Annotated in this window: 12 protein-coding genes; 6 read left to right on the top strand and 6 right to left on the bottom strand. The window is 59.7% G+C overall.

Features of this window, described 5'->3' with window-relative positions; genetic code table 11:
- Nucleotides 1-207: 207 nt before the first annotated feature.
- Both FIV38_RS28355 and FIV38_RS28350 read right to left on the bottom strand, forming a co-directional pair.
- On the bottom strand, nucleotides 208-555 hold the full coding sequence (locus FIV38_RS28355; RefSeq protein ID WP_092237442.1) for an MmcQ/YjbR family DNA-binding protein: 348 nt from the start codon (nucleotides 553-555) through the stop codon (nucleotides 208-210).
- Nucleotides 556-566: 11 nt separating this feature from the next.
- The gene (locus tag FIV38_RS28350; protein WP_029290534.1) at nucleotides 567-1475 is read right to left on the bottom strand and encodes a LysR substrate-binding domain-containing protein; all 909 of its coding nucleotides are present in this window, start codon (nucleotides 1473-1475) and stop codon (nucleotides 567-569) included.
- Nucleotides 1476-1601: 126 nt separating this feature from the next.
- On the opposite strand from FIV38_RS28350, the gene FIV38_RS28345 reads away from it, so the two are divergent.
- Both FIV38_RS28345 and FIV38_RS28340 read left to right on the top strand, forming a co-directional pair.
- Nucleotides 1602-2213 (top strand): FMN-dependent NADH-azoreductase, encoded by a 612-nt coding sequence (locus tag FIV38_RS28345; RefSeq protein WP_092236453.1) that lies wholly within the window; start codon nucleotides 1602-1604, stop codon nucleotides 2211-2213.
- 201 nt (nucleotides 2214-2414) lie between these two features.
- Nucleotides 2415-3452 carry an alpha/beta hydrolase family protein gene (locus FIV38_RS28340; protein ID WP_092236456.1) on the top strand — a complete coding sequence of 346 codons (1038 nt, stop codon included), beginning with the start codon at nucleotides 2415-2417 and terminating at the stop codon, nucleotides 3450-3452.
- On the opposite strand, the gene FIV38_RS28335 is transcribed toward FIV38_RS28340, so the two are convergent.
- Both FIV38_RS28335 and FIV38_RS28330 read right to left on the bottom strand, forming a co-directional pair.
- Nucleotides 3446-4618: an MFS transporter gene (locus tag FIV38_RS28335; protein ID WP_029290538.1), complete on the bottom strand. Its 1173-nt coding sequence runs from the start codon at nucleotides 4616-4618 to the stop codon at nucleotides 3446-3448. The genes FIV38_RS28340 and FIV38_RS28335 overlap by 7 nt on opposite strands.
- A 334-nt stretch (nucleotides 4619-4952) precedes the next feature.
- On the bottom strand, nucleotides 4953-6539 hold the full coding sequence (locus FIV38_RS28330; RefSeq protein WP_071610063.1) for an ABC-F family ATPase: 1587 nt from the start codon (nucleotides 6537-6539) through the stop codon (nucleotides 4953-4955).
- Between the two features lie 467 nt (nucleotides 6540-7006).
- On the opposite strand from FIV38_RS28330, the gene FIV38_RS28325 reads away from it, so the two are divergent.
- Nucleotides 7007-7819 (top strand): class I SAM-dependent methyltransferase, encoded by an 813-nt coding sequence (locus FIV38_RS28325; RefSeq protein WP_092236459.1) that lies wholly within the window; start codon nucleotides 7007-7009, stop codon nucleotides 7817-7819.
- A gap of 126 nt (nucleotides 7820-7945) precedes the next feature.
- Here the strand turns inward: FIV38_RS28325 and FIV38_RS28320 are convergent, their stop codons facing one another.
- The gene (locus tag FIV38_RS28320) at nucleotides 7946-8356 is read right to left on the bottom strand and encodes a TIGR03067 domain-containing protein (RefSeq protein WP_092236462.1); all 411 of its coding nucleotides are present in this window, start codon (nucleotides 8354-8356) and stop codon (nucleotides 7946-7948) included.
- A 400-nt stretch (nucleotides 8357-8756) separates the two neighbouring features.
- Here FIV38_RS28320 and FIV38_RS28315 point away from each other — a divergent pair, with 400 nt between their 5' ends.
- Nucleotides 8757-10100 (top strand): Wzz/FepE/Etk N-terminal domain-containing protein, encoded by a 1344-nt coding sequence (locus tag FIV38_RS28315; protein WP_070996256.1) that lies wholly within the window; start codon nucleotides 8757-8759, stop codon nucleotides 10098-10100.
- Nucleotides 10101-10379: 279 nt separating this feature from the next.
- Nucleotides 10380-11279, top strand: a complete 900-nt coding sequence (gene lpxO / locus FIV38_RS28310) for a lipid A hydroxylase LpxO (RefSeq protein WP_029290547.1) — start codon at nucleotides 10380-10382, stop codon at nucleotides 11277-11279.
- Nucleotides 11280-11645: 366 nt separating this feature from the next.
- Here lpxO and ligD read toward each other — a convergent pair whose 3' ends face one another.
- Complete coding sequence (gene ligD / locus FIV38_RS30805) at nucleotides 11646-12272, bottom strand: non-homologous end-joining DNA ligase LigD (protein WP_167362634.1); 627 nt, start codon at nucleotides 12270-12272, stop codon at nucleotides 11646-11648.
- Nucleotides 12273-12469: 197 nt separating this feature from the next.
- Here ligD and FIV38_RS28300 point away from each other — a divergent pair, with 197 nt between their 5' ends.
- Complete coding sequence (locus FIV38_RS28300; RefSeq protein ID WP_070996253.1) at nucleotides 12470-12787, top strand: hypothetical protein; 318 nt, start codon at nucleotides 12470-12472, stop codon at nucleotides 12785-12787.
- The last annotated feature ends 8 nt before the right edge of the window (nucleotides 12788-12795 follow it).

The raw sequence follows: 12795 nt of genomic DNA, 5'->3' as shown, positions 1-12795 counted from the left end.
GGTGCTGGCCCAAAACCAGCCGCTGCGGTGTATCTGGTACAACGCATTCGGCTTATTGGGGCTGCTTCGCAGCCCAGCGCGGGGCAAGCCCGCTCGCCACAGGAGAGTTCGTCAGTTTCTGAAAGTTGTGTAGATACCTATGCTGCGATGGCGGCACCTCGGTGTATCAGGCATACCGAGGCGATGCCATCGCAGGCAAGCCAGCTCCTACACCAGCTTGAGCCCGATCTGCGTGCGCTTGGGCAGTTTGCTCACCACCAACTGGTGGGAGCGCTGCAACAAGCCGCGCAGTTCCTCGCCCCCCAGGGGGTAGGGCACTTGCATGATGATCCACTGCGCCCGCGCCAGGTACGGCGCCGGGTGGATGCCCGGGCGGTCAACGTGGCCGAGGAACAGCTCCTTGTCGACCTTGAATGCCAGGGAGTCACCCCGCAGGTTCTGCAGGGCAAACATCTTGTTGCCGGCAATCGAGAACACCCGCACACCGCCCCATTTGTAATCCTCCCGTGCTCCGGGCAAGCCCAGGCAGAACTGGGCGACGTCGTTTTCGCTCATGATGCGGGTACTCATAGCAGGCGATCTCCACAATTGTTGAAAGCATGGGCCAGAAAGTCGATCCAGGCGCGCACCGCTGGGGATACACCGCGTCGATGCGGGTACACCGCTTGCAGCCAACCACCGGGCAATGACCATTCGGGCAGCAATTGCACCAGTTGGCCGGTTTCCAGTTCTTGCTCGCAATACATCATCGGCAGCACGGTGAAACCCAGGCCGGCTAGGGCGCTGGCTTTGCGTACCAGAAAATCATCGATGCCCAGGCGTGCCTCCATGGCCAGGTCGGTGGCGTTGCCGGCCGGGTCGAGCATGCGCAGGTGAACCAGGCGATCGGCTTCCAGGGCGCCCAATACCGGCAGGTGCTTGAGGTCGGCCGGGGTGTTGATCTGGTGGCCACGCACAAACTCGGGGCTGGCAACCATGGCGGTTTGTGCCTGGCGCAGACGGCGGGTCACCAGCAGTGGGTCTTCATCCCCCAGTTCACGCACGCGCAAGGCCACGTCTACGCCTTCGGCCACCAGGTCGACGCGGCGATTGATCAGCATCATTTCCAACTGCACCAATGGGTGTGCCGCGAGAAATTGCGCCACCACGGTCGGCAGAATTTCGTGGGCCAGGCCCACCGGGCAACTGACCCGCAGGCGCCCCCGGGGCTCGCTGGACATGTTGGCCACCGCTTCGTCGGCCATTTCGGCTTCCAGCAACATCGCCTGGCAATGCCCCAGGTAGCGCTCACCCACGGCCGTCAGGGTCAGTTGCCGGGTGGTGCGCTGCAACAAGCGGGCGCCGAGGCGTTCTTCGAGTTCGGCAATGCGCCGCGACAGCCGCGACTTGGGGATCCCCAGCAGCCGGCCAGCCGCCGCGAAGCCACCGGCTTCCACCACCTTAGCAAAATAGTAGAGGTCATTGAGGTCTTGCATGTTGGGCCTATTGTCCTGTCAGTGGGACGAACTATCGCATTTTAACCGGCTAATCGGCTATTGGATTGATCTGTAGGATTCTCTCCATCAGATCGCCCAGTGGCGGTCCTCACTTGGAGATCCCACATGAAACTCTTGCATATTGATTCCAGCATCCTTGGTGACAACTCGGTATCCCGTCAGTTGAGCCGCGAAGTGGTCAAGGCCTGGCAAGCGGCCGAGCCGGGTGTGGAAGTCACCTACCGCGACTTGGCCAGTGAAGGCATCAACCACTTTTCCGGGATTACCCTGGGCGCCCTGGGTACTGCCGCCGAACTGCGTGATGCGGTGCAAAAGCACGAAGCCGACCTGAGCGCCTCGACCCTGGCCGAGTTCCTGGCCGCTGACGCGGTGGTCATCGCCGCGCCGATGTATAACTTCACCATCCCCACCCAGCTCAAGGCCTGGATCGACCGCATTGCCGTCGCCGGCCAGACTTTCCGCTACACCGAAGCCGGCCCGGAAGGCCTGTGCGGCAACAAGAAAGTCATCGTGGTTTCTACCGCCGGTGGTTTGCATGTGGGTCAGCCTACCGGCGTGGGGCACGAGGACTACTTGAAAGTACTGTTGGGCTTCTTCGGCATCACCGACATCGAGTTCGTCCGTGCCCATGGCCTGGCCTACGGTGACGAAGCGCGCAGTAAGGCGCTGAACGACGCCAATGCACTGATCAGCGAGCAGTTGTTCGTCGCTGCGTAAGGCCTGTGTAAATTTCACCGCGGCTCGCTATCAATCTGATTCGAGGCGCCTAAACTCTGTATTCTGTTGGCCTGAAAACCAGCTGGATACGGAGTTTTTTGTTTTGGGCGGGCGAACCTGGCGCAGCTTATGCAGTACAGGGTCAAACCGCCCGAGCCTGAACCGACTCGCAGGCGTCACACAGCACAGGTGGACATCCCCATGATGCGTCTTTGTGCAGTCTTGCTGGTTTCCCTGCTCGGCAGCCTCGTTTCAGTGCAGGCCGCGGTGGCCCCGCACCCCCATTGGAGCGTGGGCTATCATCGGATGAGCTTTCCCGATCCGCTGGATGCGCAGCCGATGAAAGCCATCGCGTTCTATCCGTCCACGGGCCGCGAACATATCAGCCAGGTGGGCGCGTATCGCGTCGCCGCCACGGAAGATGCCAAGGTCGCCATTGGTCGCTTCCCGCTGCTGATGCTGTCCCATGGCAACACCGGCACACCCCTGGCCTTGCACGACCTGGCGACGTCGCTGGCGCGCAAAGGGTTTGTGGTGGTGGCGGTGCTGCATCCCGGAGATAACTACAAGGACCACAGCCGCTTGGGCACCTTGAGCAACCTGTATGGCCGGCCGATCCAGATTTCTGCAGCGATTACCGCGACCCTTGGCGACCCGATGCTGTCGCCGTTCGTTAATGTGCGGCAAGTGGGCGTAATCGGCTATTCGGCGGGCGGCGAGACGGCGCTGATCCTGGCCGGGGCCAAGCCGGATTTCGAGCGTTTGCGCCGTTATTGCCAGGAACGCCCCGAAGACCGTGATGCCTGCACGACAAAGGGTGAGTTGGTGGTCGACCGCGATGACCTGCAACCCCAGGCGGACTCGCGGATCCACGCATTGATGCTGATGGCGCCGCTGAGCCTGATGTTTGGCCGGCACACCCTGGGTGACGTGCATGTGCCGGTGCTGCTGTATAGCGGCGATGGCGACAAGCTAGTGGCCGTGGATAAAAACGCTGCCGCCCTGGCGCGCAAACTGCCGCAGCCACCGGACTTCAAACTGTTGGCCGGGGCTGGGCACTTTATCTTCATGGCCCCGTGCGATGACGAGCAGCTGGCGCTGATGCCGGCGCTGTGTACGGACGCCGATGGCGTGGACCGGGAGGGCATTCACCGTGACCTGATTTCCGAGGCCGGGCGCTTTTTCGGGCGCACCCTCGGCCAGCATTCGCGGGCCGGCATGCAGACCCCCGATCAGTAGGCCCGGCGCATCAGCAGCAAGGTCAGGCCCAGGCCTGTGACGGACAGTAGCGCTGCACAGAAGAATATCCACGAATACCCCAGGTTCAACGCCACTGCGCCCATCAAAGGCCCGGCAATCGCCAGCGCCAAGTCAAAAAACACTGCATAGGCACTCAACCCGGCCCCTCGGCTGCTGTTGGGCACTTGTTTGATGGCCTCGACGCCCAATGCCGGGTACACCAGAGACAGGCCAAAACCAGTGAGGCCGGCGCCGATCAGGGCAATGGCGGGAGAGGGCGCGAGCCACAGCAGGGCCAGGCCGACGGTTTCCAGGGTCATGCAGGCAATTGCCGCGCGGAATCCGCCAAAGCGGGTGATGCTGGAGATAAACAGCAGGCGCGAGAGGATAAAGCAGATGCCAAACACCGTCAGGCACCAGGCGGCGCCGATCCAGCCGCGGCTCAGATAAAACAGGGTAATGAAGGTGGTCAGGGTGCCGTAGCCGATGGAGGCCAGGCACAGGCTGGCGCCAAACGGCGCGATGCGCCCGAACACTGCCCAGAACGGCAGGCGTTCGCCGCGTACCACGGGTACCGAGGGCTTTTTGCGGATCAGCACCAGGCCAAGCCCGGCCAGCACCGCCAGCGCGATACCCAGGCTGTTGTAGCCGTATTGCGCAACCATCACCACGCCCAGTGGTGCGCCAATGGCGATGGCACCGTAGGAGGCGATGCCGTTCCAGGAGATCGAGCGTGCGGTGTGTTCGGCGCCCACCTGGCCCATGCACCAACTGATGGTACCGACGCCGATCAGGCCTTGAGCCACGCCCAGCAACACGCGACCGACAATCAGAATTCCCAGGCTCAAGTTGGGCAGGCTCTGCAGCAGGGTGGCGATAAACGTCAACACCCCGCTAAGCAGGATGCCGCTCAAACCGAGCACGATCGCGCGCTTGGTGCCGACGTTGTCCGACATACGCCCGGCCATGGGACGGCTGAGGAGGGTGGCCAGGTATTGCGAGCCGATGGTCACGCCAGCAACCACCGCGCTGAAGCCCAGTTGTTCGTGGACGTAGCCGGGAATCACCGCAATCGGCAGGCCGATGCAGATGAACGCAATAAAGGTATAGAACACGATGGAGACGATCTGCAGGGTGATCGACAGGGAGCTGGGAGCGGTAGGCATGGAGGCTCATTCGCGGCAGGGCGGTGAACGCATCATGGCAAGGGCTTGGAGAAAAAGGAAGCAGGCTAACGATTGTCGCCGGCGTCTGGTTTTGATGAGTATGGCTGTGGTTGTGGTTGTGGTTGTGGCGAGCGGGCTTGCCCCGCGCTGGGCTGCGTAGCAGCCCTAAAACCTGCACCCGCGTTTTATCTGGTGAAATGCGGGAGGATTAGTGATGGGGGCTGCTACGCAGCCCAGCGCGGGGCAAGCCCGCTCGCCACAACAAGCCTGCTAGCCGTAACAAATCTGCTTGTCACAGCAAGCCCGCTTGCCACTTTTTGCTGTGTTGCTGGGCTTAGAACACCACGCCCTGGCTACGCAGGTAGTCGTCATAGGTGCCGCTGAAATCGATCACGCCGCTTGGGCTCAACTCGATGATGCGGGTGGCCAGGGACGATACGAACTCACGGTCGTGGCTGACGAAGATCAGCGTGCCCGGATAGTTCTCCAGCGCCAGGTTCAGCGCTTCGATGGATTCCATGTCCAAGTGGTTGGTCGGTTCGTCCATGACCAGGACGTTGGGCTTTTGCAGGATCAGCTTGCCGAACAGCATGCGACCTTGCTCACCACCGGAGATGACCTTGACCGACTTGAGGATCTCGTCGTTGGAGAACAGCATGCGGCCGAGGGTGCCGCGGATCACTTGTTCGCCCTGGGCCCACTGGCCCATCCAGTCGAACAGCGTGACGTCGTCTTCGAAGTCATGGGCGTGGTCCTGGGCGTAGTAGCCCAGCTCAGCCGCGTCGGTCCATTTCACGCTGCCGGCGTCCGGGGTCAGTTCGTTGACCAGGGTGCGCAGCAGGGTGGTCTTGCCGATACCGTTCGGGCCGATGATTGCCACGCGCTCGCCCGCTTCAACCTGGAAGCTGAAATCCTTGAACAGGGTCTTGCCGTCGAAGCCCTTGGCCATACGCTCGACGATGACCGCCTGGCGGTGCAGCTTCTTGGTCTGTTCGAAACGGATGAACGGGCTCACACGGCTCGAAGGCTTGACCTCGGCCAGTTGGATCTTGTCGATCGCCTTGGCACGGGATGTGGCCTGCTTGGCTTTCGAGGCGTTGGCCGAGAAGCGGCTGACGAACGATTGCAGTTCGGAAATCTGCGCCTTCTTCTTGGCGTTGTCCGACAGCAACTGCTCGCGGGACTGGGTCGCCACGGTCATGTATTCATCGTAGTTGCCCGGGAACAGGCGCAGCTCGCCGTAGTCCAGGTCAGCCATGTGGGTGCACACGCTGTTCAGGAAGTGACGGTCGTGAGAGATGATGATCATCAGGCTGTTACGCTGGGTCAGGATGTTTTCCAGCCAGCGAATGGTGTTGATGTCCAGGTGGTTGGTTGGCTCGTCGAGCAGCAACACTTCCGGATCCGAGAACAGCGCCTGGGCCAGCAAGACCCGCAGCTTCCAGCCTGGGGACACTTCGCTCATCGGGCCGAAGTGCTGCTCGATGCCGATACCCAGGCCCAGCAGCAATTCACCGGCACGGGATTCGGCGGTGTAGCCGTCCATTTCAGCGAACTCGGTTTCCAGCTCGGCCACGGCCATGCCGTCTTCTTCGCTCATTTCCGGCAGCGAGTAGATGCGATCGCGCTCGGCCTTGACCTTCCACAGCTCTTCGTGACCCATGATCACGGTGTCGATCACGTTGAATTCTTCGTAGGCGAACTGATCCTGGCGCAACTTACCCAGGCGCACGTTCGGCTCCAGCATCACCTGGCCGCCGGACGGATCGAGGTCGCCACCGAGGATTTTCATGAAGGTCGACTTGCCGCAACCGTTGGCACCGATCAAACCATAACGGTTGCCGGCGCCGAACTTGACCGAGACGTTCTCAAACAGCGGCTTGGCGCCGAACTGCATGGTGATGTTAGCTGTGGAGATCAATTACTTTACCTATCAATAGCTTGGAGTGCGCTTATTTGGGCCGGGACCCATTCGGAGCCCGGGCCAACGGGCATGCGTCAACAGCGACATGAAGGCGTGAAGCCCAGTCGCCGAGCAGAAATATGGGGTGCATGTTGGAATTTGGCGCGCATTGTCGCATATGTCAGGCGCGAGTTATATAACAGGACGGCGTGTGAGGCGCCGAGAAGTGCCGGGATTGCCTGCTTTGAGTAAAAACTCCACAAAAAACATCGATTTGTATCGAAGTTGTATCCATTGTCGGTTCTGTAATTGATAACAGTTGAACATCCAATGGCCGTGGATTAAGTTCCCTCCGTTCGCCCTGCAGTGATGGCTCTTTACCGGTTCAAGGATGGCGAGGCTATCGGTGCGGGGCGAACCCCTTCTTTATTTTTGACGGCGCTCATTGCCATCCTGTTGCGCACGCTCAATGGTTTGGAGACGCAATGGACACGCTGTCTGCTCAACAGGCTATCGCCAGCAATAAGGCCGCCTGGAACGAATCCGCCGCGCACCATAAAGCTGGCGCCCCCTGGCAAAAGCTGCTCGCCGCCGTCGCCGAGCGCGGTTTCAACTGCCTGGATCCCACGCTGACCGCCTTGTTGCAGCAGGTTGGAATCTCGGGCCGGGATGCAGTGCAACTGGGCTGCAATAACGGCCGTGAGAGCCTTTCGCTGTATGGCCTTGGCGCCAATCGCGTGGTGGGGGTCGACCAATCCGACGCGTTTCTTGCGCAGGCGGTGGAGCTGGCCAGTCGTTCACCTCACGACCCTGAGTTTATCGAAACCGATATTCATCATTTGCCCGAGCATCTGCTGGGTCGTTTTGACGTGGCCCTGATCACCATCGGCGTGCTCAATTGGATGCCGGATATCGCGCTGTTCATGCGGCATGTCGCTAGCACCCTCAAGGAGGGGGGAACGTTGGTGATCTACGAGACCCACCCGTTCCTCGAGGTGTTCGATCCGGAAGCCGCCAACCCGATGCTGCCGGTCACCTCATACTTTCGCCGCGAGCCTTTTGTACAGCACGAGGCGATTGTCTATGAAGGCACGAGCGACGACGCAACCGCTGCGTCGTACTGGTTCGTACACACCTTTGGGGAGGTTGTCAGCGCGGCCATTGCCGCAGGACTACAGATCAGCCACTTGCAGGAGTACCCGCACTCCAACCGTGAAGAACTCTACGACCGCTATGAGAACCAGTCGGCGCAATTGCCGATGTGCTACACACTGACCGCCGTCAAACGCTCTGCCTGAAGGCAAAAAAAGGCCCGCTGGGGCGGCGGGCCAAGGGATTCATCTGAGGAGTTGGGTTTAACCTAGCGCGTCAAACGTGAAGGGTTTGTGAAAAAACTGTCGTAAAAACGAATGCCTCTCATCTGCTCAAGACTTGCGCATGAACGTGCGCATTGTCTGCCCCGGTGTCGTACTGAAGCGGGTTGGCCGGGGCATGCCTTCATCCGCGGCGATAAAAACAAAGCGCTCGCCATCCAGGATGTAGCTGGCGGGTAGGCGCTTTCCTGCGTCAGCCCCGATGGCGTCGATCCAAGTGATGCTCTTGGGTGTGGTGCTGGCATCCAGGGTAAAACAGCCTTGCAGTAATACCTCGCCCTCCTGGGTCGTGACCCGGAACTGATCCCCCTCAATCGTAGTCAGCGCGCCAGGCGCACTGTGTTCATCCGGCGGGTTGGCGATGCCGCTGTCTTCCAGGGCGATTTGCTCCCAAGTGCCTTGCAGGGCTTGCCTGTCCAGTTCGCTTGGGCATGGGATCGCGTGGGCCGAGGGTGATGACATGCACAACTCCTTTTTGACCAGGCATAAATGAAGCTCTGCCTACATCAAGAAATATTTCCTATCAAGATTGATTAAAAGGTTTGCAGGAAATTTCCCAAAGTTGTGCTCTGGTCGGTTTTTTTCCTTTACCAGCAGATATTTAAAACTATTTTGACATACCGTGAGAGCGGTGTTTCTCGATATGTCGTCTACGCTGAGCAATGTCTATATGACATTACTGTTTCTGAAGGAAAACAATCTCACTGCTGTAGGGATTTTTTCCGTAGCTCAAGGGTCGGATAAGCGTTGCCTTATGTCGTATTAGCCATATCCAGGGCGTTGTCCCTGCTTTTTCAGTTGGTTATTCAGATCTATCGTGTAGTGGACAGCCAGCGTCCACTTTTTGAAGGGTGTCCCCATTTTGAATAGAACTCCCCAGGTTCAAGCCCCCGTGGCGTCTGATGAAATTGATTTATTTGAGCTGTTTCACTCGATTTGGCGGCAGAAGAAACTGGTAATCGGCTGCACTCTTTTTGCGGGCCTGATTGGAGTGGGTTACGCGCTGCTGGCTCCCCGTGAGTATCAGGTCAGCAGTGTGCTGCGCCCGGCAGCTATCAATGAGCTGGATGCACTCAATCGCTCGGAGGTCTACAAGTTGCCGCCGGCGGATGCCCTGGCCAAAGTCGGCGCGCAACTGGACTCGTACGATGCGCGGCTGAACTTCTTCAAGGCCAACCCTGCCTTGTTCGAAGCGTTCCAGAAACCGGGGCGCAGCCTGGAGCAGAGTTTCGAGGCGTTCAACCGCAACTCGATCAACCTGATTCTGCCCGACCCGAAGAAAGCGGACTCGTTGAGCAGCTATATCCGCCTTGAGCTGCAATACCCCACCGATATCGATGGCGTCGCGATTCTCAATGGCTTTGTCGACTATGCCATCGCCGCCGAGCGTGAGCAGGTGGGCGCCGATCTCAAGGTGATCGTCAACAACCGCCTCACCGAGCTCAAAGGCAAGATTGATGCGGCGCGCTCCAATTACGAAACCGACAAAGAATCGAAAATCGCCAAGCTGCTCGAAGGCGACAAGCTCAAGCGCGCACAGTTGGAAGATGAACTCAGTGCCCTGCGCCTGCAGATGAAAATGCAGCGCTCCAACCGCCTGGCAGAGTTGAGTGAAGCCATCTCGATTGCCAAGTCCATGGGCATCAAGAATCCGACCACTCCGTCGTCGATGGCCGACGCCGGGCGCAGTGGCTCCAGCCAAGTGATGCGCACCGAGGTCAACAACCAGCAGATCCCCCTGTACTTCCTTGGCACCGATGCCCTGGAAGCCGAGCGTACGGCCCTGCAACAGCGAACCAACGATGACTTCACCAACAGCCGCGTCGCGGAAATTGGCAAGGAGTTGCAGTTGCTGGAGGTCAATCGCCAGGTCGAGGTCATGAAGCGGCGGGGCAATGAAGACATTTTCTTGCAGGATGTCGAACCGTTGCGTGCTGAAGTGGCGCGTCTGCGTGGCCTGAATATCGACATGAGCGCCTTGAAACTGGTGACAATTGACCGGCGTGCCCAAGAGCCGCTGAGCCCGATCAAACCGAAGAAAGTCCTGGTGATTGCGTTGAGCCTGGTGGTTGGCTTGCTGTTGGGGATGCTCATCGCGCTGGTCCGCCATCTGGTCCTCACACGTGGCAAGCCAGTGGCCTATTCGCCCTTGGACGACGACCGTTTTACCCGGCGCGAACGCAAGGATGACCAGCCGCTGGGCTGAGTCAGGGCGCACCTTTCCCGGGCTGCATCGCAGCCCGGCATACCCGCCATCGTGTTTTCGAGGTGGCGCGGCTGTACAGTTGGAAGACACCTTTTCACAATTCTTAGTTAACCTTTGGTTACAATCTAGGGCTAAAATAACTGCCATTGGCCACTATCCGAACTGTCTCCAAGACACTCCAGGGCCTGTTAATGAATTGTGATTTCAGGTGCTGCATTTTTCCTCTTGGGCCCGGCCTGAAGGAGCAGCCTGTACTCTTCTGACATGTGACGAATTCCCGTGAAACTCATCATTGTTGCTCTCTACGTTGTCTCCATCGCGTATGTCCACCTGCGTGGCAGGGTTCGACATAAGCTGGGCCGTCAATTAAGCGACCACTCGACCTTCCTTGCGCCGATCAATTGTTTCCTCTACCTGTTCTCCAGGCTGCCTGGCCGCCCGTACCTTTCGCCCAGCGACTTCCCTGACCTGAGCCCACTCCAGGAACATTGGCAGGAGATTCGCGAGGAAGGCCAGAACCTCATGCGCGCTGGCGAGATCAAGCGCTCGGACCAATACAACGACGTGGGTTTCAACTCGTTTTTCAAGTCGGGCTGGAAGCGCTTCTACCTCAAGTGGTACGGCGACAGTCATCCTTCGGCCATGAAGCTGTGCCCGCGCACCACCGAACTGGTGCAAAGCATCGGTTCGATCAAGGCCGCGATGTTTGCCGAACTGCCACCTGGTTCGAAGTTGGTGCGCCATCGTGATCCTTATGCCGGCTCCTACCGCTATCACCTGGGTCTGGATACACCCAACGATCCAGGCTGCTACATCAATGTGGACGGTGAGAACTACTACTGGCGTGACGGCGAGGCGGTGATGTTCGATGAGACTTACATCCACTACGCCGAAAACACCACGGCGCAGAACCGCATCATTTTGTTCTGTGACATAGAGCGCCCGATGAAATATCGCTGGGCGGCGGCGTTCAATCGCTGGTTCAGCCGCAACGTCATGGCTGCCGCCGGCTCGCCCAACGATGCCGGGGACAAGACCGGTGGGTTGAACCGCGCGTTTACCCGCCTGTACAAGATCCGCCTGCGGGGCAAGGAGCTGAAAAAGCGCAACCGCACCCGTTACTACCTGGAAAAGTGGGCGATCTTTGCCGGCCTGGCGGCGATTTTCATACTGATCTGATCGTCATCCCTTCGCGGCAAAAAGACCTCCCAGCCGCCTGAAACCGACTATCAGCCGCTGGCTTTGCGTGGCGAGCGGGCTTGCCCCGCGTTGGGTGGCGAAGCCGCCCCAATAGCCTCACTACGTTGTGCCAGGCACACCGAGGTGGCCGGTTTTGGGGCTGCCCACAGGGGGCGTTGCGACAGCTTGGAACTTACTGTGGATCGCAGGTTTTCTGTGGCGAGCGGGCTTGCCCCGCGCTGGGTGGCGAAGCCGCCCCAAGAGTCTCACTACGTTGTGCCAGGTACGCCGAGGTGGCCGGTTTTGGGGCTGCTTCGCAGCCCAGCGGGGGACAAGCCCCCTCGCCACAGGAGTCTGTAGGCTTGTTTAGGGCGCGGGCGGCTGCGCTCCCAGTTTCTGCCACATCTTCTTGCTGATTCGCTGGCGGTTGGCATAACCCGCCCAGGGATCGGCTTTCAGGCCATGCAAGCGTTCCTCTAGATTAGCCACGTTCCACTGCTGGGCGCTGCGCAGGCTGGCGAGTTCCTGTCTGCTGATCGGCACCGAAACCGGCAACCCCGGGCGGGCGCGTACCGAATAGGCGGCGACGGTGCTGGCGCCACGACCATTGCGCGGGTAATCGATAAAGACCTTGCCGCCGCGTTTGTCCGGGGCCAGGTAGTAGGGCGTGTCGATGTTCTGCAGGGGAACCTGGTCGCTGTCGATAAACGCGATGATCTCTATGGTTTGCGTGGCCTTGGGATGGGCGGCGCGAATTTCATCTTCGCTGAGCACCACGTAGCGGCCTTTCTCATAGGCCACGCCCTTGACGATATTGTCTTTGGTGACCTCCTTGCCGGTGGTCTTGTTGATGCGCTTGTAGCCCACCGGGTCCATGCTGCGCTTGTCCAGCCAGTCGAAATCCACGCCCTGGGCAGACGTTGCCGACACCAGCGACACGGGGATGTGAACCAAGCCGAAGCTGATTGCGCCTTTCCAGATTGCCCGTGGCATAGGAGTGCTTCCTGATGGGGAATGGTCTTCAGGTGACCCGCAGCGGCTGGCAAAAGTTTCGGTGGTCGGCTGGCTGGAAGCGCGGCGTTGGAAAAGCCGTGTTACACCTGCCCGGAAAGTATTTAGTTACCAAACCCGAACCCTGCGCGTAGCGTGCTATCGAATGCAGGTATTCCTCGCCCCAGAGAGGCTTTGTCATGAACAGCCGTACGCGCAGCCTTGTGGTGTTGGCCCTGGGCCTTGCCTTGAGTGGCGGGGTGCAGGCCCAGAACCTGCCCGGCAACAACAACCCGTATAACAGCCCGATCAAGCGGGCCAACCCCAACAGCATGCAGGGCACCCAGCCCAATACACCGGCGACGCGTGGCACCTATACCGCGCCGGTGCCTCGCCCGCCGACCCTGGAAAACGGCGGCATCGGCAATCGTTATCCGCAGCGTGATGCCGCTCCCGCACGTCCTGCCACCCAGCCCTCAGCCCCGACGCAAGATGCCAATGGCAATCGCCGGCCCTGAATAAAAGG

Origin of the sequence: Pseudomonas proteolytica, assembly GCF_007858275.1 — a bacterium.
Lineage (GTDB): Bacteria > Pseudomonadota > Gammaproteobacteria > Pseudomonadales > Pseudomonadaceae > Aquipseudomonas > Aquipseudomonas proteolytica.
This window is presented reverse-complemented; position numbering and strand designations above follow the sequence as displayed.

What these genes read in the sequence shown, in the direction of transcription:
- FIV38_RS28340 (WP_092236456.1), top strand. Translation starts at nt 2,415, where the DNA reads ATGATGCGTCTTTGTGCAGTCTTGCTGGTTTCCCTGCTCGGCAGCCTC.
- ligD (WP_167362634.1), bottom strand. Translation starts at nt 12,272, where the DNA reads ATGCCACGGGCAATCTGGAAAGGCGCAATCAGCTTCGGCTTGGTTCAC.
- FIV38_RS28320 (WP_092236462.1), bottom strand. Translation starts at nt 8,356, where the DNA reads ATGTCATCACCCTCGGCCCACGCGATCCCATGCCCAAGCGAACTGGAC.
- FIV38_RS28345 (WP_092236453.1), top strand. Translation starts at nt 1,602, where the DNA reads ATGAAACTCTTGCATATTGATTCCAGCATCCTTGGTGACAACTCGGTA.
- FIV38_RS28355 (WP_092237442.1), bottom strand. Translation starts at nt 555, where the DNA reads ATGAGCGAAAACGACGTCGCCCAGTTCTGCCTGGGCTTGCCCGGAGCA.
- FIV38_RS28325 (WP_092236459.1), top strand. Translation starts at nt 7,007, where the DNA reads ATGGACACGCTGTCTGCTCAACAGGCTATCGCCAGCAATAAGGCCGCC.
- FIV38_RS28300 (WP_070996253.1), top strand. Translation starts at nt 12,470, where the DNA reads ATGAACAGCCGTACGCGCAGCCTTGTGGTGTTGGCCCTGGGCCTTGCC.
- FIV38_RS28335 (WP_029290538.1), bottom strand. Translation starts at nt 4,618, where the DNA reads ATGCCTACCGCTCCCAGCTCCCTGTCGATCACCCTGCAGATCGTCTCC.
- FIV38_RS28350 (WP_029290534.1), bottom strand. Translation starts at nt 1,475, where the DNA reads ATGCAAGACCTCAATGACCTCTACTATTTTGCTAAGGTGGTGGAAGCC.